This is a genomic window from Citrobacter sp. RHB35-C21 (assembly GCF_013816515.1).
Taxonomy (GTDB): domain Bacteria; phylum Pseudomonadota; class Gammaproteobacteria; order Enterobacterales; family Enterobacteriaceae; genus Citrobacter; species Citrobacter braakii.
Map to the genome: position 1 here is coordinate 3602537 of NZ_CP057147.1, position 22273 is coordinate 3624809.

22 protein-coding genes and 1 pseudogene are annotated in these 22273 nt (G+C 53.9%); 14 read left to right on the forward strand and 9 right to left on the reverse strand.

The features are described from left to right. Positions 1 to 33: 33 nt before the first annotated feature. From pxpA to ybgI, 4 genes are read right to left on the reverse strand one after another with little or no spacing between them, the layout of a single operon-like run. The gene (gene pxpA, locus HVZ39_RS17630; protein ID WP_104651690.1) at positions 34 to 768 is read right to left on the reverse strand and encodes a 5-oxoprolinase subunit PxpA; all 735 of its coding nucleotides are present in this window, start codon (positions 766 to 768) and stop codon (positions 34 to 36) included. Further along, the gene (gene pxpC / locus HVZ39_RS17635) at positions 758 to 1690 is read right to left on the reverse strand and encodes a 5-oxoprolinase subunit PxpC (RefSeq protein ID WP_016152275.1); all 933 of its coding nucleotides are present in this window, start codon (positions 1688 to 1690) and stop codon (positions 758 to 760) included. Before pxpC ends, pxpA begins: the two co-directional genes overlap by 11 nt. Further along, the gene (gene pxpB / locus HVZ39_RS17640; protein ID WP_046274709.1) at positions 1684 to 2340 is read right to left on the reverse strand and encodes a 5-oxoprolinase subunit PxpB; all 657 of its coding nucleotides are present in this window, start codon (positions 2338 to 2340) and stop codon (positions 1684 to 1686) included. The genes pxpC and pxpB overlap by 7 nt, the downstream gene beginning before the upstream one ends. Before the next feature lie 15 nt (positions 2341 to 2355). Further along, positions 2356 to 3099 carry a radiation resistance protein YbgI gene (gene ybgI, locus HVZ39_RS17645; protein WP_181633707.1) on the reverse strand — a complete coding sequence of 248 codons (744 nt, stop codon included), beginning with the start codon at positions 3097 to 3099 and terminating at the stop codon, positions 2356 to 2358. Between the two features lie 289 nt (positions 3100 to 3388). Here ybgI and dtpD point away from each other — a divergent pair, with 289 nt between their 5' ends. Then, the gene (gene dtpD / locus HVZ39_RS17650; RefSeq protein WP_016152272.1) at positions 3389 to 4870 is read left to right on the forward strand and encodes a dipeptide permease DtpD; all 1482 of its coding nucleotides are present in this window, start codon (positions 3389 to 3391) and stop codon (positions 4868 to 4870) included. 49 nt (positions 4871 to 4919) lie between these two features. Here dtpD and HVZ39_RS17655 read toward each other — a convergent pair whose 3' ends face one another. From HVZ39_RS17655 to HVZ39_RS17665, 3 genes are all read right to left on the reverse strand, one after another. Then, entirely contained in the window at positions 4920 to 5864 is a 945-nt protein-coding gene (locus tag HVZ39_RS17655) for an Rpn family recombination-promoting nuclease/putative transposase (RefSeq protein ID WP_181632771.1), read from the reverse strand. Between the two features lie 159 nt (positions 5865 to 6023). Continuing rightward, a complete protein-coding gene (phrB, locus tag HVZ39_RS17660) occupies positions 6024 to 7442 on the reverse strand; it encodes a deoxyribodipyrimidine photo-lyase (protein WP_181632772.1) in 1419 nt (472 codons plus the stop codon). Positions 7443 to 7566: 124 nt separating this feature from the next. Then, complete coding sequence (locus HVZ39_RS17665; RefSeq protein WP_003022870.1) at positions 7567 to 7773, reverse strand: YbfA family protein; 207 nt, start codon at positions 7771 to 7773, stop codon at positions 7567 to 7569. A 308-nt stretch (positions 7774 to 8081) separates the two neighbouring features. Between HVZ39_RS17665 and kdpF the strand changes: the two genes are divergently transcribed. The 7 genes and pseudogenes from kdpF to potE form a co-directional block, all read left to right on the forward strand. After that, positions 8082 to 8171 carry a K(+)-transporting ATPase subunit F gene (gene kdpF / locus HVZ39_RS17670; RefSeq protein ID WP_001670793.1) on the forward strand — a complete coding sequence of 30 codons (90 nt, stop codon included), beginning with the start codon at positions 8082 to 8084 and terminating at the stop codon, positions 8169 to 8171. Continuing rightward, positions 8171 to 9850 carry a potassium-transporting ATPase subunit KdpA gene (kdpA, locus tag HVZ39_RS17675; RefSeq protein WP_181632773.1) on the forward strand — a complete coding sequence of 560 codons (1680 nt, stop codon included), beginning with the start codon at positions 8171 to 8173 and terminating at the stop codon, positions 9848 to 9850. The genes kdpF and kdpA overlap by 1 nt, the downstream gene beginning before the upstream one ends. Positions 9851 to 9870: 20 nt before the next feature. Then, positions 9871 to 11919 carry a potassium-transporting ATPase subunit KdpB gene (gene kdpB / locus HVZ39_RS17680; protein WP_101699821.1) on the forward strand — a complete coding sequence of 683 codons (2049 nt, stop codon included), beginning with the start codon at positions 9871 to 9873 and terminating at the stop codon, positions 11917 to 11919. Positions 11920 to 11927: 8 nt separating this feature from the next. Next, a complete protein-coding gene (gene kdpC / locus HVZ39_RS17685; protein ID WP_016152267.1) occupies positions 11928 to 12494 on the forward strand; it encodes a potassium-transporting ATPase subunit KdpC in 567 nt (188 codons plus the stop codon). Positions 12495 to 12504: 10 nt separating this feature from the next. Beyond that, complete coding sequence (gene kdpD / locus HVZ39_RS17690; RefSeq protein ID WP_019076279.1) at positions 12505 to 15189, forward strand: two-component system sensor histidine kinase KdpD; 2685 nt, start codon at positions 12505 to 12507, stop codon at positions 15187 to 15189. After that, positions 15186 to 15863, forward strand: coding sequence for a two-component system response regulator KdpE (gene kdpE, locus HVZ39_RS17695; protein WP_016152265.1), 678 nt, complete (start codon positions 15186 to 15188; stop codon positions 15861 to 15863). Before kdpD ends, kdpE begins: the two co-directional genes overlap by 4 nt. 15 nt (positions 15864 to 15878) lie before the next feature. After that, positions 15879 to 16094: pseudogene (gene potE / locus HVZ39_RS17700) on the forward strand (putrescine-ornithine antiporter); the annotation flags it as partial. 71 nt (positions 16095 to 16165) lie between these two features. On the opposite strand, the gene pgm reads toward potE, so the two are convergent. Both pgm and seqA read right to left on the reverse strand, forming a co-directional pair. Further along, positions 16166 to 17806: a phosphoglucomutase (alpha-D-glucose-1,6-bisphosphate-dependent) gene (gene pgm, locus HVZ39_RS17705; RefSeq protein ID WP_016152262.1), complete on the reverse strand. Its 1641-nt coding sequence runs from the start codon at positions 17804 to 17806 to the stop codon at positions 16166 to 16168. 24 nt (positions 17807 to 17830) lie between these two features. Then, on the reverse strand, positions 17831 to 18373 hold the full coding sequence (gene seqA / locus HVZ39_RS17710) for a replication initiation negative regulator SeqA (RefSeq protein WP_016152261.1): 543 nt from the start codon (positions 18371 to 18373) through the stop codon (positions 17831 to 17833). Positions 18374 to 18567: 194 nt separating this feature from the next. On the opposite strand from seqA, the gene ybfF reads away from it, so the two are divergent. The 6 genes from ybfF to tcuR all read left to right on the forward strand — a co-directional run bounded on the left by ybfF (position 18568) and on the right by tcuR (position 22234). Beyond that, on the forward strand, positions 18568 to 19341 hold the full coding sequence (ybfF, locus tag HVZ39_RS17715; protein ID WP_181632774.1) for an esterase: 774 nt from the start codon (positions 18568 to 18570) through the stop codon (positions 19339 to 19341). A 128-nt stretch (positions 19342 to 19469) separates the two neighbouring features. Further along, a complete protein-coding gene (gene ybfE / locus HVZ39_RS17720) occupies positions 19470 to 19757 on the forward strand; it encodes a LexA regulated protein (RefSeq protein WP_003022842.1) in 288 nt (95 codons plus the stop codon). A 155-nt stretch (positions 19758 to 19912) separates the two neighbouring features. Then, positions 19913 to 20443, forward strand: coding sequence for a flavodoxin FldA (fldA, locus tag HVZ39_RS17725; RefSeq protein ID WP_003022839.1), 531 nt, complete (start codon positions 19913 to 19915; stop codon positions 20441 to 20443). 210 nt (positions 20444 to 20653) lie between these two features. Continuing rightward, on the forward strand, positions 20654 to 20740 hold the full coding sequence (locus HVZ39_RS17730; protein ID WP_049259739.1) for a ryhB-regulated fur leader peptide: 87 nt from the start codon (positions 20654 to 20656) through the stop codon (positions 20738 to 20740). Further along, positions 20733 to 21179, forward strand: coding sequence for a ferric iron uptake transcriptional regulator (fur, locus tag HVZ39_RS17735; RefSeq protein WP_003022836.1), 447 nt, complete (start codon positions 20733 to 20735; stop codon positions 21177 to 21179). The genes HVZ39_RS17730 and fur overlap by 8 nt, the downstream gene beginning before the upstream one ends. Positions 21180 to 21307: 128 nt before the next feature. After that, the gene (tcuR, locus tag HVZ39_RS17740; RefSeq protein WP_047501718.1) at positions 21308 to 22234 is read left to right on the forward strand and encodes a tricarballylate utilization LysR family transcriptional regulator TcuR; all 927 of its coding nucleotides are present in this window, start codon (positions 21308 to 21310) and stop codon (positions 22232 to 22234) included. Positions 22235 to 22273: the final 39 nt, after the last annotated feature.

A 22273-nucleotide genomic window follows, 5' to 3' on the forward strand; every position in this document is an offset into this window, starting at 1 on the left:
TGTGTAATATATTATTGTTTTATATGAATAAATTTATGCGCTAATTTGAATATTGCATGCATTGAATGCGGCTCGCAAGCGACGGGCAAAAGCGAGTGCGTGCTCACCATCCCCGTGAATGCATACCGTCTGGGCTGTCACGCTCGCCCACGTTCCACTCTGGCTTTTTACTCTCCCGGATTGCACCATTTCTAGCGTTTGCGCCAGCGCCTGCTCTTCATCCTCAATCAATGCGCCCGGCTGGCTGCGCGGCACCAGACTGCCATCCGCCTGATAACCCCGATCGGCAAAAACCTCCTGACGTGTTACCAGACCATAGCGTTCTCCGGCACGAATCAGTTCGCTTCCCGCCAGTCCTACCAGAACCAGCGACGAATCGCAGGCATACACCGCTTTAGCAATAGCATCCGCCAACTGAGGATCTTTCGCCGCCTGGTTATAAAGCATACCGTGCGGTTTAACATGACGCATTACGCCGCCCTGCGCACGCGTGATGGCAGCCAGCGCACCAATTTGATACAGCGTCTGCGCATACACCGTTTCCACAGGCAGGGTCATGGCGCTACGGCCAAAATTTTCCCGATCCGGAAAACTCGGATGCGCGCCTATCGCTACGCCATTTTTTAGCGCTTCGCGCACGCTTAAAAGCATCGTCTGCGCATCACCGGCGTGAAACCCACAGGCGATGTTGGCTGATGACACCAGTTGCAGCAGCGCTGCATCGTTAGGGCATCCCTCACCGAGGTCTGCGTTGAGATCAATTTTCATTGTTAAGTCGCCATGTTAACTGTTCCAGATAACGCTGCCGATCGTGGCGCGCCTTAAGCGCTTCCTCCAGCGAACACTGCACAAAATGGATCGGCTGGCCGAGCGGGATCTGCGCCAGATGATACATATCTGCTTCGATGATACAGGCGATACGCGGATAGCCGCCCGTCGTCTGAGCATCGTTCATCAGCACGATGGGCTGACCATTATGCGGAACCTGCACTACGCCAGGGAGCAAACCATGCGACAATAACTCGCGATCGGTCGTGCGCGTCAGCGACTGCCCCTGCAAGCGATACCCCATACGGTTGCTTTGCGGACTCAGTTGCCACGGGGAGCGCCAGAAAGAAGCCTGCGATACTTCGTCAAACTCCTGGTATTCAGGCCCGGGGAGCGCACGAATGTGGTTGCCCCACATCAGCTGTTTTACGCCCTGCGGCCCGCTGAATTGCCGGGTCGATGCGCCAATTGGCAGCCGATCGCCATCGCGCAGCAGACGCCCTTCCAGCCCGCCAATTCCGACTTTGAGATCGGTACTGCGCGAGCCCATTACTTCGGGCACATCAAAACCGCCCGCTACCGCCAGATAGCTGCGCATGCCGTGGTGTGGACGTTTTAGCGTCAGACGTTGCCCGGCTTTTACCGGTAGCCGCCATCCGCTCCATACGGGAGTACGATCCAGGTGCGCTTCACATCCCGCACCGGTCAGGGCAAACCAGCCATCGGTTTCAAATTCCACCACCAACTGCCCCAGTGTGATTTCCAGCGCAGCGGCATTCGCATCATTACCCACCAGCAGGTTAGCAACGTTCAGCGCCGGTTTATCCAGCGCGCCACAGTGACTGATTCCGGATTGACGAAAACTATGGCGTCCCCCGTCCTGTACTGAGGTGTACATGCCAGCGCGAATGATGTTTAACATATCCCCTCCTTCTGCGGGACAAAACGCACGGTATCGCCAGCCCGTAACAGAATCGGCTCCTGCCGTTTTGGATCAAATAACGCAACGGAGGTACGGCCAATCAATTGCCATCCGCCTGGCGTGGAAAGCGGATAGACCCCCGTTTGGGATCCGCCAATACCTACAGAACCTGCCGGAACAAGCAGACGCGGTTCCGCACGCCTCGGAGTATGGAGCGGTTCAGGTAAGCTCCCGAGATAGGGAAATCCCGGCTGAAAACCGATAAACCACACCACATAATCAACCGACGCATGAAGTTCGACGACCTGCTTGTCGCTTAATCCACTGTGCCGGGCGACCTCTGCCAAATCGGGGCCGAACTCACCGCCATAGGTCACGGGAATTTCAATAAAGCGCGAGTCCGGCTCCAGCGCCTCACTCTCTTCCCACCAGCGCTGCAGGCGTTCAATCGCATCCAGCGCCAGCGTTTTCGGGTCGCGCAGGGTAACCGTGATATTGTTCATTCCCGGAATAGCTTCCAGCACATTCGGGGCATCAACCAGACGCTGGGCCAGACGCCAGATGCGTTTCTGAGTCGCCAGCGTAATGGGAGGTTCCAGCTCAAGAACCACCGCACTTTCACCTAACAGATAACAACGCGCTCGCTGCACTTTCGTCCCTCTTTATTACGCTGGATTAGGAATATCGATAAAGGTTACGTCCAGATCGGTATTTTCATTCAGCCATTCGCTCAATGCGCGAATGCCGCCGCGTTCGGTCGCATGGTGACCAGCAGCATAAAAATGCAACCCCTGCTCGCGGGCTGAGTGAATGGTTTGCTCTGAAACCTCACCGGTGATAAAGGCATCGACACCAAACCGGGCTGCGCTATCAATGAAACTCTGACCGCCCCCTGTACACCAGGCGACGCGCTGAACTTTTTCCGGCCCGGTATCACCACACCATAACGGTTTACGGCCTAAACGCGCTTCAATCCACGATGCCAGCTCCAGCCCCGGAACCGGCATAGAGAGTTCTCCCCATGGCACCAGCGGCTCGATTTCACCCATGACGGAGATCCCCAACAGCGCTGCCAACTGCGCGTTATTACCCAGTTCCGGGTGAGCATCCAGCGGCAGGTGCCAGCCATACAGGTTGATATCATTTTCCAACAGCGTTTTCAGACGATGGCGCTTCATTCCGCGAATAACCGGAGATTCGCCTTTCCAGAAATAACCGTGATGAACGATGACCGCATCCGCCTGCAGGCGTACCGCCTCGTCCAGTAACGCCTGACTTGCAGTCACGCCGGTCACGATTTTATGCACCGTCTCTTTGCCCTCAACCTGCAAACCATTCGGCGCATAGTCGCTAATGGCGGCGCTGTTCAGTTTGTCGTTGATCAGTTGTTCCAGTTCGGTGTTTTTCATCATCGTCCTCGTAGTCATAAATTCTGCCTGCCCAATCAGCAACACAGCTTAGGTTAAAATAGCGTTCCCGCTTGCGTTCGTCGATAGACATTTCACTGACACATCAAGAAACAATCACACCCGATTTGAACGCAATTTGCTTACCCCCACGCGATCTAATTCATGTATATTTATGCAATCAGACAGCATATTGCAAAAATAATCAGATCTGTATCAAAGTTAAAACTTTAAGGAAACACACTCGCGCAGCACGTTCAGCCTGTCGCGAGGCATTTACTTCGAGAAAATAATGAATAAACAAGCATCTCAACCACGGGCGATTTATTACGTCGTTGCGCTACAAATTTGGGAATACTTCAGTTTTTACGGCATGCGTGCATTGCTGATCCTGTATCTCACTAACCAGCTTAAGTACGACGATAATCACGCATATGAACTGTTCAGCGCCTACTGCTCGCTGGTCTACGTTACGCCCATTCTTGGGGGATACCTGGCCGATAAAGTGCTCGGCAATCGAATGGCGGTGATGATCGGCGCATTTTTAATGGCTGTGGGGCATCTGGTATTGGGCGCCAGCGAAATGGCCCCGGCGTTCCTTTATTTATCGCTGGCGATTATTGTCTGTGGCTACGGTCTGTTTAAATCCAACATCAGTTGCCTGTTAGGCGAGTTGTATCAGCCTGAAGACCCTCGCCGTGACGGTGGATTCTCTCTGCTCTACGCTGCCGGTAATATTGGTTCAATCATCGCGCCCATTGCCTGCGGCTACGTGCAGGAAGAGTACAGCTGGGCAATGGGCTTTGCGCTGGCGGCGATTGGCATGCTGGCGGGGCTGGTGATTTTCGTATGCGGTAATCGCCATTTCGCCCATACCACCGGCGTCAACAAGGCCGTTCTGTGTGCGAAAAAATATATGCTGCCAAACTGGGCCTGGTTGTTAGTTCTGCTGGTTGCAGCACCGCTGCTGATTACCGTTCTGTTCTGGAAAGAGTGGTCCGTTTACGCACTGATCGTTGCTACTGTTATTGGTCTGGCGGTTCTGGCGAAGATTTACCGCCAGGCGCAGACCCAGAAACAGCGTAAAGAACTGGGGCTTATCGTTACGCTGACCTTCTTCAGTCTGTTGTTCTGGGCCTTTGCTCAACAGGGCGGCAGTTCGATTAGCCTGTATATCGACCGCTTCGTTAATCGCGATATTCTGGGATATTCCGTCCCTACCGCGATGTTCCAGTCGGTTAACGCCTTTGCCGTTATGCTGTGCGGTATCGTGCTGGCCTGGGTGGTCAAAGAAAGCGTGAGCGGTAATCGTACCGTACGTATCTGGGGTAAATTTGCCCTTGGCCTCGGTTTAATGAGCGCCGGATTCTGTATTCTGACCTTGAGCGCCCGCTGGTCTGCGGCTTACGGTCACTCTTCCATGCCGCTGATGGTATTGGGGCTGGCGGTCATGGGCTTTGCCGAGCTGTTTATCGATCCGGTGGCTATGTCTCAGATTACACGTATCGAGATCCCAGGAGTGACCGGCGTGTTAACGGGTATCTACATGCTGCTTTCCGGGGCCATCGCCAACTACCTGGCCGGCGTTATCGCCGATCAAACCTCACAAGGTTCGTTTGACTCAGCGGGCGCTATCAACTATTCCATCAATGCATATATTGATGTCTTTAGCGAAATAACCTGGGGCGCGCTGGCCTGTGTGGTGCTGGTGCTGCTGATTTGGCTGTACCAGTCGTTGAAGTTCAGAAATCGTCCGCTGGCGGTAGAGTCCTGAGTTTACAGGCCCGATGATGTAATAAGATTCGGGCCTGTTTTTCTGGAGATTATGCATGGTTTACAGCCAAATCCGCTTCTGAAACACCAGTCACCAGTTTTACCATTTCGCGTTCTATTCCCTGTTCCAACATGGTTTGCGCTATACGTAATGCCGCTTCTTGTTTTCCTTCTTCTTTGCCTTGTTGTAGTCCTTGTTGTAGTCCTTGTTGTAGTCCTTCCTGTAATCCATCTAACCGTAACCGCTCTGCAATAGTCATCAGCCTCTCCTTGTGTTGGGGGATCCGTTGTGCCATCTCTTGCATAAACTCATTAAAGCGAGATTCATCGCCAGATTGTAGAATGTAATTAAACATCGCTTGTAATTGCGTGTCATTAGCGCATCCAGTAAGTAGCAGCGTGGTCAGTTGCTCTACCAGTCCCATCAAATCCCGCCGACGGATATGTTTTTGCATTAATTCCAGCAGCGCCATTCGCCTGTGAGCCATGATCTCATCATCGGGTACCACCGTTATGTCCACCAACGGAAATGCGCTGGAATAAAGTTGTCTTGCCGCCACGGAGTCGGCAAAGGCATCCAGCCAGCACAACGAGTACGGGTAAGGGCTTCGGCAGCCATGATAAAACAGCATCGGTATCACCAGCGGCAGTTCCTTATGCCCTGCGTCCAGATGGCGCTGCATCGCCGCCATCGCATAACGCAACAGACGAAAAGCCATATGCGGCTCGGCTGAACTTTGATGCTCTAAAACCACATAGACATAACCGTCGCCGTCGCGAGTGTGCAAAGACCAGAGCACGTCTGAGTAGCGCGAACGTAAATCCGCTTCAATAAAGCTTTCTGACTCCAGCTTCAGCGAATTCAAATCGCAAAGTGTCCGCAGTTCAGCTGGCAGGTGAATGTCGAGAAAATCCCGCGCAGTTTCGGGATGATGTAAAAACGTTTTAAACACCGCATCGTGCGGTGTGGATGTCGTTGGCGTTGGCGTTGTCATTAATTTTCGTCATCTGAATGAAGATGACGGAAATTTACTGCTGAGGGAAAACTTATGCAGCAGGGTATTCACGGTACTGAGAGCACGTTTCAGCGCTAAAAGCTCCCGACTGCAACATGTTCACTCTGCTGGAAGGCATTACGCAGAAATCCACCATGCCTACTCTTTACGCGCCGCCTCATAGGCCGCCAGCGTCGCCAGTCTTGCTTGTTTATGATCGACAATCGGACGAGGATAGTTAAGCGTAACCTGCGCTTTTTCAGCCCACGTCCACGGATCATGAATGGCTTTACCCGGCACATCGCGCAGTTCCGGCAGCCACTGGCGGATAAACTCGCCGTCGCGGTCAAATTTTTCGCCCTGAGTCGTGGGGTTAAAGATACGGAAATACGGTGCGGCGTCGGTCCCGGTTGAGGCCGCCCACTGCCAGCCGCCGTTATTGGCCGCCAGATCGCCATCGATCAGTTGCGACATAAAATATTGCTCGCCTTTACGCCAGTCGATCAGCAGATCTTTCACTAAAAAACTGGCCGTAATCATGCGTAATCGATTATGCATCCAGCCCGTAGCGTTGAGCTGACGCATCGCCGCATCCACAATCGGGTATCCCGTGTTCCCTGTTTGCCAGGCTTGCAAATGTGCAGGATTATTCTGCCATTGCACGCGATCGGTCCAACGGATAAACGGTTGATGCCGACACAGCGCCGGATGGTAAGTCATCAGATGACGATAAAATTCACGCCAGATAAGTTCGTTCAGCCAGACGCTGCCTTCCCCTCCTTCAAGCGCCTGCGGCTGCTCCGCGAGCAGTCGATTCAGGCACTGGCGCGGCGACAATCCCCCTGTCGCCAGGCTCGCGGATAATCGACTGGTACCATCAACCGCGGGGAAATCACGCCGTTGCTCATATTCGCGCGCGGCCTGCTGGCAAAACTGGCGTAATTGCGCGATAGCCAGTTTTTCTTCTGCCACAAACCGCTGCGCATCAAAATCTTGCTGCGGATAGCTCAGCGTTATTGATGTTAACGGAGCGTCAAGAGCGCCGCTTTCTCTCACCTTCGGCGCACTAACGCATTCTGGAACACCCTCTTTAATCCGCTTCAGCCAGGCATTTTTAAACGGTGTAAAGACTTTATACATCTCGTGATTGCCGGTCATGACCGCCCCCGGAGGCAGGATCACGCTATCGTCAAACCCTTCACACACCACATGGGGTAGTACCTTCTCAACGGCGACATCACGCTGACGTTCGTTTATTTCGTATTGATAGTTATAAAACAATCGGCTGACGCTATGCTGTGCGCAGACGTTTTTGACGGTTTCCACGCTGGCCGCAAAATCTGCGACTTCATCAAACAGAAGCGGGATGCCTTTTTCCGCCAGCGCCGTCTGCAACGCATTCAACTGCGCACTCACAAATGCCGCCTGACGTGGGGCCATTTCATGCGCCTTCCACTGCTCAGGAGTAGAGATATATAGCGCGATGACCTGCGCAGTACGATCCCGACAAGCCGCCGCCAGCGCGAGGTTGTCATGCAGACGTAAATCACGTCGAAACCAGACCAGATGGGTGGTCATAATACTCCCGGATATAAATTAATCATTGCCACTCGTTATCTATTACACCGACAAGTGTAGACGTCAGCGCATAAAAAAAACCGCCACATTACTGTGAGCGGTTTTCTTGAGCAAGAACGATAACTTAGTAGAAATCGCAGGTGGCTTTTTCAGCCTGCTCCATCCACACCGGTTTATCACTGGTTTTAGACCAGACGCGGTGCAGGTAGCTGTAAAAACGAGCGCGGTCTTTCCAGAACAGCATGACCGGTAGCGCCAGCACGCCCGCCACTACGGCAAAGGTACGGCGCAAGAAAACAATGTGTGCTGGATATTCTTTATAAAAGTCCATAATCCTCTCCCATATATCTGTTCGGTGAATAGCACCGGAAAAATAAACTTGGTTAACTGATGAAAATAATACCGCCTTGTGTGTAATTTTGCTACTCATCCGACCACTTATTTTTATCTATTAATGCTCCGTTTAGCTTAAAACTGTAATTAAGTTACATAAAAGTTAAATTAATACTAACCATCAGTTAAATAATGGTTTTTGCCATTTTTATACTTTTTTTACACCCCACCCGCTGATTTTTGCGAAATCTTTGCAAGCAAAAACCTACGCTCTGGTTATCACATTTATGCCACTGGAGGTGCACTGTGAGTGCAGGCGTGATAACCGGCATTGTGCTGGTCTTTTTATTATTAGGTTACCTGGTCTATGCCCTGATCAATGCGGAGGCGTTCTGATGGCGGCCCAAGGATTTTTACTCATTGCCAGTTTCTTGCTGGTGCTATTTGTCATCGCCAGACCGTTGGGATTTGGGCTGGCTCGACTGATCAACAATACGCCCCTGCCAGGTCTGGTTGGCGCGGAGCATTTACTCTGGCGCGGTCTGGGCATCTCGCAGCAGGAAATGAACTGGCGGCAGTATCTGCTGGCTATCCTTGCTCTCAATGCGCTGGGCCTGCTGGTCCTGTTTTCGATGCTGATGGCGCAAAACCTGCTACCGTTAAATCCCCAACAACTGCCAGGGCTTTCGTGGGATCTGGCGCTCAACACGGCGGTGAGTTTTGTCACTAATACCAACTGGCAATCCTATGCTGGCGAAACCACCTTAAGCTATTTCAACCAGATGGCCGGGTTGACCGTGCAGAATTTCCTGTCTGCGGCGACCGGAATTGCGGTGATTTTTGCCCTGACCCGCGCTTTCACACGCCAGAGTATGAACACGCTGGGCAACGCCTGGGTCGATCTGGTTCGCATTACGCTGTGGATCCTCGTCCCTATTGCGTTGCTCATTGCCCTGTTCTTCATTCAGCAAGGTACGTTGCAAAACATATTGCCTTATCAGCCCATCACCACCCTTGAAGGGGTGAAACAGCTGCTGCCAATGGGGCCAGTCGCCTCACAGGAAGCGATTAAGATGCTCGGCACTAACGGAGGGGGATTCTTTAACGCTAACTCATCACATCCATTTGAAAACCCAACCGCACTGACCAATCTGGTACAGATGCTGGCTATTTTCTTAATTCCCACCGCGCTGTGTTTTGCCTTTGGTGATGTAGTGGGCGATCGTCGTCAGGGGCGGACCTTACTGTGGGCCATGTCACTGATTTTTGCGGTCTGCGTTGCCGTCGTGATGTGGGCCGAAGTTCAGGGCAACCCGCACCTGATGGCATTCGGTGCCGACAGCAATATCAACATGGAGGGCAAGGAGAGCCGCTTTGGCGTGCTGGCCACGAGTCTCTTTTCCGTCGTCACCACAGCAGCATCCTGCGGGGCTGTCGATGCGATGCATGACTCCTTTACCGCACTGGGCGGCATGGTACCTATGTGGCTGATGCAGATTGGTGAAGTGGTCTTCGGCGGTGTGGGTTCAGGTCTGTACGGCATGCTGCTGTTCGTGCTGCTGGCGGTATTTATCGCCGGGTTAATGATTGGCCGTACGCCGGAGTATCTCGGTAAGAAAATCGACGTGCGCGAAATGAAAATGACCGCGCTGGCGATTCTGGTCACCCCTACGCTGGTCCTGCTCGGGACAGCGATCGCCATGATGAGCGATGCCGGGCGCAGCGCCATGCTTAATCCAGGTCCTCACGGCTTTAGTGAAGTCCTGTATGCCGTGTCGTCTGCCTCGAACAACAACGGTAGCGCCTTTGCCGGATTAAGCGCCAATAGCCCGTTCTGGAACTGCCTGCTGGCCCTGTGCATGTTCTTCGGTCGCTTCGGCGTGATCATCCCCGTGATGGCTATTGCCGGGTCGCTGGTCAGTAAAAAGATCCAGCCAGCAAGCCCAGGCACGCTACCTACCCACGGCGCGCTGTTTGTCGGGTTGTTAATCGGTACGGTGTTACTGGTTGGCGCTCTCACCTTTGTTCCTGCCCTGGCGCTTGGCCCGGTCGCAGAATACCTGTCATTACACTGAGTGATGCGGAGCACATTACTATGAGTCGCAAGCAACTGGCGCTGTTCGAACCCTCTCTGGTCGCACAGGCGCTGATGGACGCCGTGAAAAAATTAAGCCCACATACCCAGTGGCGTAACCCGGTGATGTTTATCGTCTGGCTGGGCAGTTTGTTAACAACCCTGTTAACGGTGGCGATGGCAACAGGTCATATGCAGGGCAGCCCGTGGTTTACCGGCGCGATAAGTCTGTGGCTGTGGATTACCGTTCTGTTCGCCAACTTCGCTGAGGCGCTGGCAGAAGGTCGCAGTAAAGCTCAGGCTAACAGCCTAAAGGGAGTCAAAAAAACCGCCTTTGCCCGTAAACTTCGCGAACCCAAATACGGTGCGGCAATGGATCACGTTCCTGCCGATGATTTACGGAAAGGGGATATCGTGCTGGTGGAAGCTGGCGATATTATCCCGTGTGACGGCGAGGTCATTGAAGGTGGCGCATCAGTAGATGAAAGTGCCATTACCGGTGAATCCGCGCCTGTGATTCGTGAATCCGGTGGCGATTTCGCCTCCGTCACCGGCGGGACCCGCATCCTCTCCGACTGGCTGGTTATCGAATGCAGCGTAAACCCCGGTGAAACATTCCTCGACCGGATGATCGCCATGGTTGAAGGCGCTCAGCGGCGTAAAACGCCCAATGAAATCGCCCTGACGATCCTGCTGATTGCCCTGACCATTATCTTTTTGCTGGCGACCGCCACGCTATGGCCGTTTTCCGCCTGGGGTGGTAGTGCGGTCAGCATCACGGTGCTGGTTGCCTTGCTTGTGTGTTTGATCCCTACAACGATAGGTGGGCTGCTCTCAGCGATTGGCGTCGCCGGGATGAGCCGCATGCTGGGCGCAAATGTCATCGCTACCAGCGGACGTGCAGTAGAGGCGGCAGGTGACGTAGACGTACTGCTGCTGGATAAAACCGGCACCATTACGCTGGGTAACCGTCAGGCTTCAGATTTTCTGCCCGCCCACGGCGTGGACGAAAAAACGTTGGCCGACGCCGCACAGCTTTCATCGCTGGCCGATGAAACGCCGGAAGGCCGCAGCATCGTGATCCTGGCAAAACAGCGCTTTAATCTGCGTATTCGCGACGTGCAATCGCTACACGCTACCTTTGTGCCGTTTACCGCCCAAAGCCGGATGAGCGGCATCAACATCGACAACCGAATGATCCGCAAAGGGTCGGTCGATGCCATTCGTCGGCACGTTGAAGCCAACGGCGGCCACTTTCCCGCCGATGTGGAGCAGAAGGTCGAAAGCGTCGCTCGCCTTGGCGCAACGCCGCTGGTGGTTGCCGAAGGCTCCCGCGTACTGGGCGTGATTGCGCTGAAAGATATCGTGAAAGGCGGGATCAAAGAACGTTTTGCCCAACTGCGCAAAATGGGGATTAAAACGGTGATGATCACCGGCGATAACCGCCTGACCGCTGCCGCGATCGCCGCTGAGGCCGGAGTGGATGACTTCTTAGCTGAAGCCACGCCGGAAGCCAAGCTGGCGCTGATTCGTCAGTATCAAGCGGAAGGTCGTCTGGTGGCAATGACCGGCGACGGAACCAATGACGCTCCTGCCCTGGCGCAGGCGGACGTTGCGGTCGCCATGAACTCTGGAACCCAGGCAGCGAAAGAAGCAGGTAACATGGTGGATCTCGACTCCAACCCCACCAAACTGATTGAAGTAGTGCACATTGGTAAACAAATGCTGATGACGCGCGGTTCGCTGACCACTTTCAGTATTGCCAACGACGTCGCGAAGTATTTCGCTATTATCCCGGCCGCCTTCGCCGCCACCTATCCGCAGCTCAATGCGCTGAACGTGATGGGACTGCATTCGCCAGACTCGGCGATCCTCAGCGCGGTTATCTTTAACGCGCTGGTTATCGTCTTTCTGATCCCGCTGGCGCTAAAAGGCGTGAGCTACAAACCTTTGTCCGCATCCGCGATGTTGCGCCGCAATTTGTGGATCTATGGTCTGGGCGGTTTGGTTGTGCCGTTTATCGGTATCAAAGCGATTGATTTACTGCTGACCCTGCTGGGTCTGGTGTGAGGTTTCAGATGAGTGGATTACGTCCTGCATTATCAACATTGATTTTCCTGATGCTTATCACCGGCGGGGCTTACCCGTTGCTGACGACCGCGCTGGGGCAGTGGTGGTTTCCCCACCAGGCTAACGGTTCCCTTCTTAGCGAAGGTCAGGTTGTTCGCGGCTCAGAGCTCATCGGGCAACATTTTACCGCTGCCGGTTATTTTCAGGGGCGTCCGTCTGCCACAGCTGAAATGCCCTATAATCCAATGGCTTCAGGCGGCAGTAATCTGGCAGCCAGCAACCCGGAACTGGATAAACAGCTGCAAAGCCGGATTGCCGCGCTGCGTGCCGCCAACCCGCAGGCAAGTCCTGCCGTCCCGGTAGAGCTGGTAACGGCTTCTTCCAGCGGGCTGGATAACAACCTGACGCCAGCCGCGGTGGCCTGGCAAATTCCCCGCGTGGCGCAGGCTCGCAACCTCAGCGTTGAAGAGGTAACGCGGTTGGTTGCACAATATACGCACAAGCCGTTGGTCAGTTTTATCGGTCAGCCGGTGGTGAACCTGGTGGAACTTAATTTAGCGCTGGATAAGCACTGAGAAAAAGGACATGCATAACGAACCCTTACGCCCCGACCCCGATCGCCTGCTGGAGCAGACCACGGCCCCGCACCGAGGAAAACTGAAAATTTTCTTCGGTGCCTGTGCTGGCGTCGGCAAAACCTGGGCCATGCTGGCAGAGGCCCAGCGACTGCGGGCGCAAGGGTTAGATGTGCTGATTGGCGTGGTGGAAACCCATGGACGCAAAGAGACCGCCGCGTTGTTGGACGGCCTCAGCATCTTGCCGCTAAAGCGACAAGCGCGTCACGGTCGCCATATCAATGAGTTCGATCTCGACGCGGCGCTGGCTCGCCGTCCGGCGCTCATTTTGATGGATGAACTGGCGCACAGTAATGCGCCAGGCTCAAGGCATCCTAAGCGCTGGCAGGACATTGAAGAGCTGCTGGAAGCCGGGATTGATGTCTTTACTACCGTTAACGTGCAGCATCTGGAAAGTCTCAATGACGTGGTCAGCGGCGTTACCGGCATTCAGGTTCGTGAAACCGTACCCGACCCTTTTTTCGATGCCGCCGACGATGTGGTGCTGGTCGATCTCCCCCCCGACGATTTGCGCCAGCGCCTGAACGAAGGCAAGGTCTATATCGCCGGTCAGGCAGAAAGAGCAATCGAGCATTTCTTTCGCAAAGGTAATCTGATCGCGCTACGTGAACTTGCCCTGCGCCGCACGGCTGATCGGGTAGACGATCAGATGCGCGCCTGGCGAGGACGTCCGGGAGAGGAGAAAGTCTGGCATACCCGCGACGCTATTTTACTGTGCATTGGGCACAATACCGGCAGCGAAAAACTGGTACGCGCCGCCGCACGTCTGGCGGCGCGTCTCGGCAGCGTCTGGCATGCGGTGTATGTCGAAACGCCAGCGCTGCACCGACTGCCCGAAAAACAACGCCGCGCAATTTTAAGCGCTCTGCGGCTGGCTCAGGAGTTAGGCGCAGAAACAGCTACCCTTTCCGACCCCGCCGAAGACAAAGCGGTCATCCACTATGCCCGTGAGCATAATCTGGGAAAAATTGTGCTCGGGCGTCCGACTACGCGTCGCTGGTGGCGTAGCGATTCCTTTGCCGACAAACTCGCTCATCGCGCACCGGATCTCGACCTGATGATTGTTGCGCTCGATGAGCCCCCTTCACGCCCTGTGCTGCAAACGGCTGATAGTCGCACCTTTAAGGATAAATGGCGGGTACAAATTCAGGGTTGTGTGGTTGCCGTTGCGCTGTGCGCCATTATTACGCTAATCGCCATGCAGTGGCTAATGGCCTTTGACGCCGCCAACCTGGTGATGATCTATTTATTGGGTGTGGTGGTTATCGCACTCTTTTACGGACGCTGGCCGTCAGTACTGGCAACCTTTATTAACGTCGCCAGCTTCGATCTCTTCTTTATTGCCCCACGCGGGACGCTGGCCGTTTCAGACGTTCAGTACCTGCTCACCTTTGCCGTAATGCTAACGGTAGGGCTGGTTATTGGTAATCTGACCGCCGGGGTGCGTTATCAGGCGCGGGTTGCGCGTTATCGTGAACAGCGTACGCGTCATTTGTATGAGATGTCGAAAGCGCTGGCCGTCGGTCGGAGTCAGACGGATATCGCCGCCACCAGTGAACAGTTTATCGCTTCAACGTTTCAGGCCCGCAGCCAGGTTTTACTGCCCGGTGAGAACGGCAAGCTGGCCCCGCTCACCCATCAACAGGGCATGACGCCGTGGGATGACGCCATTGCCCAATGGAGCTTTGACAAAGGGCAACCGGCCGGTGCAGGCACCGACACGTTACCGGGCGTGCCGTATCAGATTTTACCGTTAAAAAGCGCCGATAAAACGCATGGGCTGCTGGTGGTCGAACCGGGAAATTTACGCCAGCTTATGATCCCCGAACAGCAACGCCTGCTGGAAACCTTCACTCTACTGGTAGCCAGTGCGCTGGAGCGCCTGACGCTGACCGCCAGCGAAGAGCAGGCCCGGTTTGCCAGCGAGCGCGAAAGCATTCGCAACGCCCTGCTCGCTGCTCTGTCCCACGATTTGCGCACGCCGTTGACGGTGTTGTTCGGTCAGGCGGAAATCTTAACACTGGATCTGGCCAGCGAGGGATCGCCGCACGCGCGCCAGGCCAGTGAGATTCGCCAGCACGTTCTGAATACTACCCGACTGGTTAATAACCTGCTGGATATGGCGCGAATTCAGTCTGGCGGCTTTAATCTTAAGAAGGAGTGGTTAACGCTGGAAGAGGTGGTCGGCAGCGCCCTGCAGATGCTGGAGCCCGGTCTCTCTGCCCCGATAAATCTGTCGTTACCTGAACCGTTAACACTGATTCACGTCGATGGTCCGCTCTTTGAACGGGTGCTGATTAACCTGCTGGAAAACGCCGTCAAATACGCGGGGCCACAGGCGCAAATCGGTATTAATGCCAGCGTCGATGGCGCACATCTGCAACTGGACGTCTGGGATAATGGGCCGGGTATTCCGTCGGGTATGGAACAGCGCGTTTTTGACAAATTTTCCCGGGGAAATAAAGAGTCATCGGTGCCCGGCGTTGGGCTGGGGCTGGCAATTTGTCAGGCTATTGTGGACGTGCACGGCGGTACTATTTCGGTCCACAATCGCGCGCAAGGAGGAGCCTGTTTTCGTGTTACACTGCCCCAGGAAATCCCCCCTGAACTTGAAGATTTTCATGAGGATATGTGACGAACGTACTGATTGTTGAAGATGAACATGCCATTCGCCGCTTTCTGCGCACTGCGCTGGAAGCCGATGGCCTGCGTGTATATGAAGCGGAAACGCTGCAACGTGGTCTGTTGGAAGCCGCCACGCGAAAACCCGATCTCATCATTCTCGATCTCGGCCTGCCGGACGGCGACGGCATTGATTTTATTCGCGACCTGCGACAATGGAGCGCAATTCCGGTGATTGTGCTTTCAGCCCGCAGTGAGGAAAGCGATAAAATTGCTGCGCTGGATGCCGGTGCCGATGACTATCTCAGTAAACCCTTTGGTATTGGCGAGCTACAGGCGAGATTGCGCGTGGCATTGCGTCGCCACGCCAGCGGTGCGTCTCCCGAACCGGTGGTACATTTTTCCAACGTCAAAGTGGATATTGCCGCACGCCTCGTACACCGTGGTGACGAGGAAATTCATTTGACGCCGATTGAGTTTCGCCTGTTAGCGGTTCTGCTAAATAATGCCGGGAAGGTACTGACGCAACGCCAGTTGTTAAATCAGGTTTGGGGACCAAACGCCGTCGAACATAGTCATTATCTACGTATTTATATGGGACACCTGCGCCAGAAGCTGGAACTGGACCCGGCCCGTCCGCGTCATTTTCTGACCGAAACCGGAATTGGCTATCGGTTTATGCCGTGAATCTTTGTTCATTTTTCCGCGCTGGTAATTATTCAAAAAATGGCGAATGTTCCGTCGTCGAAAGCGAAACCGGCAAACTTCGTGGCGTTTGTTGGCGCATTGTACAGCTTCTATGCGCTCTACTCCTCTGGCGAAGAAGCAATGCTTTATGGTTCTATCGTGACCTCCCTCGGCTGGACGCTGTATGGCCTGGTATCACCGCGTTTTGACCTGAAAAATAACCATAGTTAAATCCTGGCATAAAAAAGCCCGGTAGCGCTAACGCTTACCGGGCCTACAAAACGCGTCAGTACAAACAAGACTTACGCGTTTTTCAGCACTTCGCTGACAATCTCAACGGCTTCTTTTTCGATCTGCTTGCGATGTTCTTCACCAAGGAAGCTCTCGCAGTAGATTTTATAGGCGTCTTCAGTACCTGACGGACGCGCAGCAAACCAGCCGTTGTCAGTCATCACCTTCAGACCGCCGATAGAAGCACCGTTACCCGGTGCCGCCGTCAGACGTGCCGTGATCGGATCGCCCGCCAGCGTGCTGGCACTCACCATTTCCGGAGACAGCTTAGACAGCGCCGCTTTCTGCGCGGAGGTCGCGCTTGCCTGCAGGCGGTTGTAGCTTGGCGCGCCGAAGCGGGCTGCCAGTTCGTTGTAGTGCTCTTGCGGATTCTTACCAGTCACTGCGGTAATTTCTGCCGCCAGCAGGCACATGATGATGCCGTCTTTGTCGGTCGACCACGGTGTACCGTCAAAGCGCAGGAAAGAAGCGCCCGCGCTCTCTTCACCACCAAAGCCAAAGCTGCCGTCAAACAGACCGTCAACGAACCACTTAAAGCCAACCGGAACTTCGACCAGTTTACGCCCTAAATCATTCACTACGCGGTCAATCATCGCCGAAGAGACCAGCGTCTTACCAACGGCAACGTCTTTGCCCCACTGCGGACGATGCTGGAACAGGTAGTTAATCGCCACCGCCAGGTAGTGGTTCGGGTTCATCAGACCCGCCGGGGTGACGATACCGTGACGGTCATAGTCAGGATCGTTGGCAAAGGCCAGATCGAACTTGTCACGCAGCGCCAACAGTCCCGCCATCGCGCACTCGGAGGAGCAGTCCATACGGATTGCGCCATCTTTGTCGAGATGCATAAAGCGGAAAGTCTGATCAACGTGATCGTTAACGATAGTCAGGTTCAGGTTGTAGTGCTTGGCAATACGCTTCCAGTATTCGATACCGGAACCGCCAAGCGGATCGACGCCCAGCGTCAGGCCCGCTTTCTGGATCGCCGCCATGTCGACGATGTCGGCCAGTCCTTCAACAAACGGCTGAACCAGGTCCTGCTCTTTTACATGACCAGATGCCAGCGCAGCATCCAGCGACATACGCTTCACGCCTTGCAGACCGTCAGCCAGCAGAGCGTTAGCCCTGTCTTCCACCACTTTGGTGACGTTAGTATCTGCCGGACCACCGTTTGGCGGGTTGTATTTAATGCCACCATCTTCCGGCGGGTTGTGGGATGGCGTGATCACAATGCCGTCAGCCAGCGGGCCGCCTTTTTTGTTGTGGACCAGGATAGCATTCGACACGGCAGGGGTTGGCGTAAAGCCGTTATTTTCCTGCACGATGACGTCCACGCCGTTCGCTGCCAGCACTTCCAGTACAGAGATAAAAGCCGGTTCAGACAGCGCGTGGGTATCCTTGCCCACATAGCACGGGCCAGTGATCCCGTTTTTCGCACGTTCTTCAGCAATCGCCTGAGCGATAGCCAGAATATGCGGCTCGTTAAAACTATGACGACCTGCACTGCCGCGATGTCCGGACGTACCGAACTTGACGGCGTGCTCAGCGTTCCCTGCTGTTGGTTTCAGTACATAGTACTGTGCCGTCAGTTGGGCGACGTTAATCAAATCACTCTGTTGCGCAGGTTGACCTGCACGGTTGTGGATTGCCATTGCCTGGTCCTTCTAATGCAAGGATTAAATTGTTCCGCAAACCTTTTCAATCAATTCCGCAGGGAATTGCATTGACTGCATGATGTGCTCAACCATGCTGCATTTACGGCCGGTATTGGTATTGGTGATCACCCAGTACGGCGTGCCTGGCACGTGTTTCGGTTTGGTTTGATTACCATTTTTCAGCAGCGTCTGTTCATCTGCTGCAAAATAAACGCGCGTACGACCATGCAACGATTCCGTTGCTTCGGCGAACGCGTTTTGATCCAGTGAATAGAGTGTAGACAGCACCAGCATAAAGCGATTTACTGCTTTCTTCTGCTCCGCATATTCGTCGGACAGCAGCAGTTCACGCATCGCGCGCACTTTATCTTTTACGGGGTTAACCGGCTTCGCTTCCACGACAGCTTGCACAGCGCGGACTTCTTTTACTACCGGAGTGACAGGCTGTGATGCGGCGGAAAACTTCAACATACGCCGTAAAATGTCGGATGCGCTCTCGCCGATATGCTTGGTGTGGCTGGCAATATAGCTATAGAGTTCATCATCAACTTCAATCGTTTTCATCTTAATCCAGTGCAGTGTTTAGCTGAATACAAGTTGTTGGGGTCAACACGCGTAGTGTAAAGGCAAATCCCAACAGCGGATAGCGTCAAGCCTGGTGGCTGGCAAAACTCAGAGTAACCGTAGTTGTTGCAGCCATGTGGCAGAATGGTCAACATGATACCCTAACCCGTGAGTGTGAAAAAAAGAACTTTGCCATGAAATTGAATATCCGAGCGCAATCTGCGCAAAACCTGCACAATAATTCTCCCATCGTCCTGGTGCACGGCCTGTTTGGCAGTCTGGATAACCTGGGGATCCTGGCGCGCGATCTGGTGGCCGATCACGATATCATCCAGGTTGATATGCGAAATCATGGCCTATCCCCGCGTTCACCTGAGATGAATTATCCGGCCATGGCGCAAGATCTGCTGGATACGTTGGACGATCGACAGATCGAAAAAGCGATCTTTATTGGTCACTCAATGGGGGGTAAAGCCGTCATGGCGTTAACCGCGCTGGCCCCGGAACGGGTCGAACGGTTGGTAGCCATCGACATTGCCCCCGTTGACTATCATGTTCGCCGTCACGATGAGATTTTTGCTGCCATTAACGCAGTAACTGACGCGCAGTCCTCTTCGCGTCAGCAGGCGGCGAGCGTCATGCGCCAGCATCTGCAAGAGGAAGGCGTGATCCAGTTTCTGCTCAAATCCTTCGTGGACGGCGAATGGCGCTTTAATGTTCCCGTGCTGTGGGAGCAATATCCTCATATTGTCGGCTGGGAGACCATCCCGGCGTGGGAACACCCGGCGCTGTTTATCCCCGGTGGCAACTCACCTTATGTAACCGAAGCGTATCGCGAACAACTGCTGGCGCAATTCCCGCAGGCTCGGGCGCACGTTATTGCAGGCGCGGGCCATTGGGTGCATGCGGAAAAACCGGAGGCGGTACTGCGCGCCATCCGTCGTTATCTGAGCGAACAGGCTAACTGATTAAAAACTCAGCGTCTGCGCGTGATTACGCGCGTGGGCGTTGGCGTGTCTCCCCTGCTGATGTATTATGGCGGGCTATCCATCCGGGCAGACGCCTGGCTGATTGTTTCCCCGAAGTCACCAAGATCATGGCCAAAGAACAAACGGACCGTACGACATTAGATCTGTTCGCGCAGGAGCGTCGCCCGGGACGACCCAAAACTAATCCGCTCTCGCGTGATGAACAGTTACGTATTAACAAACGTAATCAGCTTAAACGCGATAAAGTTCGCGGGCTTAAGCGTGTCGAACTGAAACTGAACGCTGATGCTGTTGACGCTCTGAACGAGCTGGCCGAGGCGCGCAACATGAGTCGCAGTGAACTCATCGAAGAGATGCTGATGAACCAACTCAGCGCATTGCGCGGTCAGGCTTAGTCTGAATTTCTGCTCTAAATCATAAATCGTGTAGCACAGAGTGCAGTCCTGCGTGTTTGCTGTTTCCGCATGCCTGACTGTTCTGCTATGATTGCCCTTATCCGTGGGCAATGCGCCACCACCATTTCAATAAGTTTCAAGAGGTTATTTTACTCATGGCAATCACTGGCATCTTTTTCGGCAGCGACACCGGTAACACCGAAAACATCGCAAAAATGATTCAAAAACAGCTTGGTAAAGACGTTGCCGATGTACATGACATTGCAAAAAGCAGCAAAGAAGACCTCGAAGGGTATGACATTTTGCTGCTCGGCATTCCAACCTGGTACTACGGTGAAGCGCAGTGTGACTGGGACGATTTCTTCCCTACCCTCGAAGACATTGATTTTAACGGCAAACTGGTTGCATTGTTCGGCTGCGGCGACCAGGAAGATTACGCAGAATATTTCTGCGATGCGTTGGGTACAATTCGCGACATCATCGAACCGCGCGGCGCAACCATCGTCGGTCACTGGCCAACGGCGGGTTATCACTTTGAAGCGTCCAAAGGCCTGGCTGACGACGACCACTTTGTGGGTCTGGCCATTGATGAAGATCGCCAGCCTGAATTGACCGCCGAACGCGTAGAAAAATGGGTTAAGCAGATCTCTGAGGAGCTGCACCTCGACGAAATCATCAATGCCTGATTTTGTGTGGCGCAGATTTCCATCTGCGCCACATCAATAGATAAAACCAATCAAAATAATTGCTACAAATTTGTAACTTTTTCGTCTGACCCTGTACAATGGCCGGATGCCAATCGGGTATTGCACAGTGTGTTTGTCGGCGATACCACGTTTTGATTAACAATATATGCCAGAGACTTGCAGTTTTCATTTAGCCATGGCAGTTCTATAATGAATCGCATTATCTCAAGTGCAATTTCTGTCACTTCTGTTAATGAAGTGAATCGTTTAGCTACAGGACAGATTCCGCATGACTGACAACAATACCGCATTAAAGAAGGCTGGCCTGAAAGTAACGCTTCCTCGTTTAAAAATTCTGGAAGTTCTTCAGGAACCGGATAACCATCACGTCAGTGCGGAAGACTTATACAAACGTCTGATCGATATGGGTGAAGAAATTGGTCTGGCGACCGTGTATCGCGTGCTGAACCAGTTTGATGATGCCGGTATCGTGACCCGCCATAATTTTGAAGGTGGTAAATCCGTCTTCGAACTGACTCAACAGCATCATCACGATCACCTCATCTGCCTCGACTGCGGCAAAGTGGTCGAGTTCAGCGATGATTCCATCGAGGCGCGCCAGCGTGAGATTGCGGCTAAACATGGTATTCGTTTAACCAACCATAGCCTCTATCTTTACGGTCACTGCGCCGAAGGCGATTGCCGCGAAGATGAGCATGCTCACGACGGTAAATAATGTGATGCTTTCTGAAAAGCCAACCATTCGGTTGGCTTTTTTTATGGGCGTTATCACCCCTTTTCCCCTTCCCTCCACTCCTGTGTTGCTTTAATGTAAAATCAATAGTCCCTTCCCGGAGAGTCGAAATGGAACTTCGCCAGCTACGCTATTTTGTTCGCATTGTAGAAACCGGCAGCATGGGTAGCGCGGCGCTCGATCTCAATATTGGGGTTTCGGCACTCAGCCAGCAAATGTCCCGCCTGGAAAACGAACTCGCTATTCGCCTGCTGCAGCGCACCTCGCGTGGCGTGACGCCCACCAGCGCCGGACTGGCTTTTTACTCCCAGGCGCAGCTGGCGCTCCGCCACGCAGACGATGCAATCCTCGCCGCGCGAGAGTCCCGGCTTTCCGGGCACGTCAGCGTCGGTATGGCCCCCAGTACCGCTTCCGTTCTCGGCATGCCTTTTATTAACGCCATGCGGGAAAGCTATAGTGATGTCCGCCTGCATGTGGTGGAAAGCCTCTCTGGCAACCTGGAACGGATGATTAATACCCGCCAGATTGATCTGGCCGTGGTATTTCAAAAAGAAAAGCTCCTGCGCTGGAGCGCCAGACCGATTCTCGAAGAGCGCCTGTTTTTGATTGGGACTCATGCCTTACTGGCCGATATTGCCGATGACAATATTGCGCCAGCCCAGTTGGCAAGTATCCCATTGATAATGCCCAGCCCAGGCCACGGTCTGCGCGGCAGGCTGGAAGCAATTTGTCAGGAACACGCACTGCGCATTGAGATCGCCACAGAAATTGATGGTCTGGCGCTGCTAATGCGCGCCGTTCGCAGTGGAATCGGCGCTACTCTCCAGCCCGGCGCGGCGATTTCCCATCTCGATAAAGAGACGCTAAGAGTGATCGGCGTCCATAATCCAATACTGAGTCGCCCCAACTTTCTGGTCAGCCTCTCGGACGATGAGCTCACCCCCGCGGGCCTCGCCGCCCGCGTCGTGCTAACAAAAGTGATGCATCAACTGGTGGAAGCAGGAAGCTGGCCAGGCGCCATCCTTTACAATAACTAAAGCCCTCTTTAGCACTTCGTCATAGCGCCCGCACAAGCT

Bases quoted from the DNA above. Each gene is read 5' to 3' on its own strand.
- pxpA (WP_104651690.1), bottom strand. From the start codon at position 768: ATGAAAATTGATCTCAACGCAGACCTCGGTGAGGGATGCCCTAACGAT.
- pxpC (WP_016152275.1), bottom strand. From the start codon at position 1,690: ATGTTAAACATCATTCGCGCTGGCATGTACACCTCAGTACAGGACGGG.
- ybgI (WP_181633707.1), bottom strand. From the start codon at position 3,099: ATGAAAAACACCGAACTGGAACAACTGATCAACGACAAACTGAACAGC.
- dtpD (WP_016152272.1), top strand. From the start codon at position 3,389: ATGAATAAACAAGCATCTCAACCACGGGCGATTTATTACGTCGTTGCG.
- HVZ39_RS17655 (WP_181632771.1), bottom strand. From the start codon at position 5,864: ATGACAACGCCAACGCCAACGACATCCACACCGCACGATGCGGTGTTT.
- phrB (WP_181632772.1), bottom strand. From the start codon at position 7,442: ATGACCACCCATCTGGTCTGGTTTCGACGTGATTTACGTCTGCATGAC.
- HVZ39_RS17665 (WP_003022870.1), bottom strand. From the start codon at position 7,773: ATGGACTTTTATAAAGAATATCCAGCACACATTGTTTTCTTGCGCCGT.
- kdpA (WP_181632773.1), top strand. From the start codon at position 8,171: ATGGCGGCCCAAGGATTTTTACTCATTGCCAGTTTCTTGCTGGTGCTA.
- kdpB (WP_101699821.1), top strand. From the start codon at position 9,871: ATGAGTCGCAAGCAACTGGCGCTGTTCGAACCCTCTCTGGTCGCACAG.
- kdpC (WP_016152267.1), top strand. From the start codon at position 11,928: ATGAGTGGATTACGTCCTGCATTATCAACATTGATTTTCCTGATGCTT.
- kdpD (WP_019076279.1), top strand. From the start codon at position 12,505: ATGCATAACGAACCCTTACGCCCCGACCCCGATCGCCTGCTGGAGCAG.
- pgm (WP_016152262.1), bottom strand. From the start codon at position 17,806: ATGGCAATCCACAACCGTGCAGGTCAACCTGCGCAACAGAGTGATTTG.
- seqA (WP_016152261.1), bottom strand. From the start codon at position 18,373: ATGAAAACGATTGAAGTTGATGATGAACTCTATAGCTATATTGCCAGC.
- ybfF (WP_181632774.1), top strand. From the start codon at position 18,568: ATGAAATTGAATATCCGAGCGCAATCTGCGCAAAACCTGCACAATAAT.
- ybfE (WP_003022842.1), top strand. From the start codon at position 19,470: ATGGCCAAAGAACAAACGGACCGTACGACATTAGATCTGTTCGCGCAG.
- fldA (WP_003022839.1), top strand. From the start codon at position 19,913: ATGGCAATCACTGGCATCTTTTTCGGCAGCGACACCGGTAACACCGAA.
- HVZ39_RS17730 (WP_049259739.1), top strand. From the start codon at position 20,654: ATGAATCGCATTATCTCAAGTGCAATTTCTGTCACTTCTGTTAATGAA.
- fur (WP_003022836.1), top strand. From the start codon at position 20,733: ATGACTGACAACAATACCGCATTAAAGAAGGCTGGCCTGAAAGTAACG.
- tcuR (WP_047501718.1), top strand. From the start codon at position 21,308: ATGGAACTTCGCCAGCTACGCTATTTTGTTCGCATTGTAGAAACCGGC.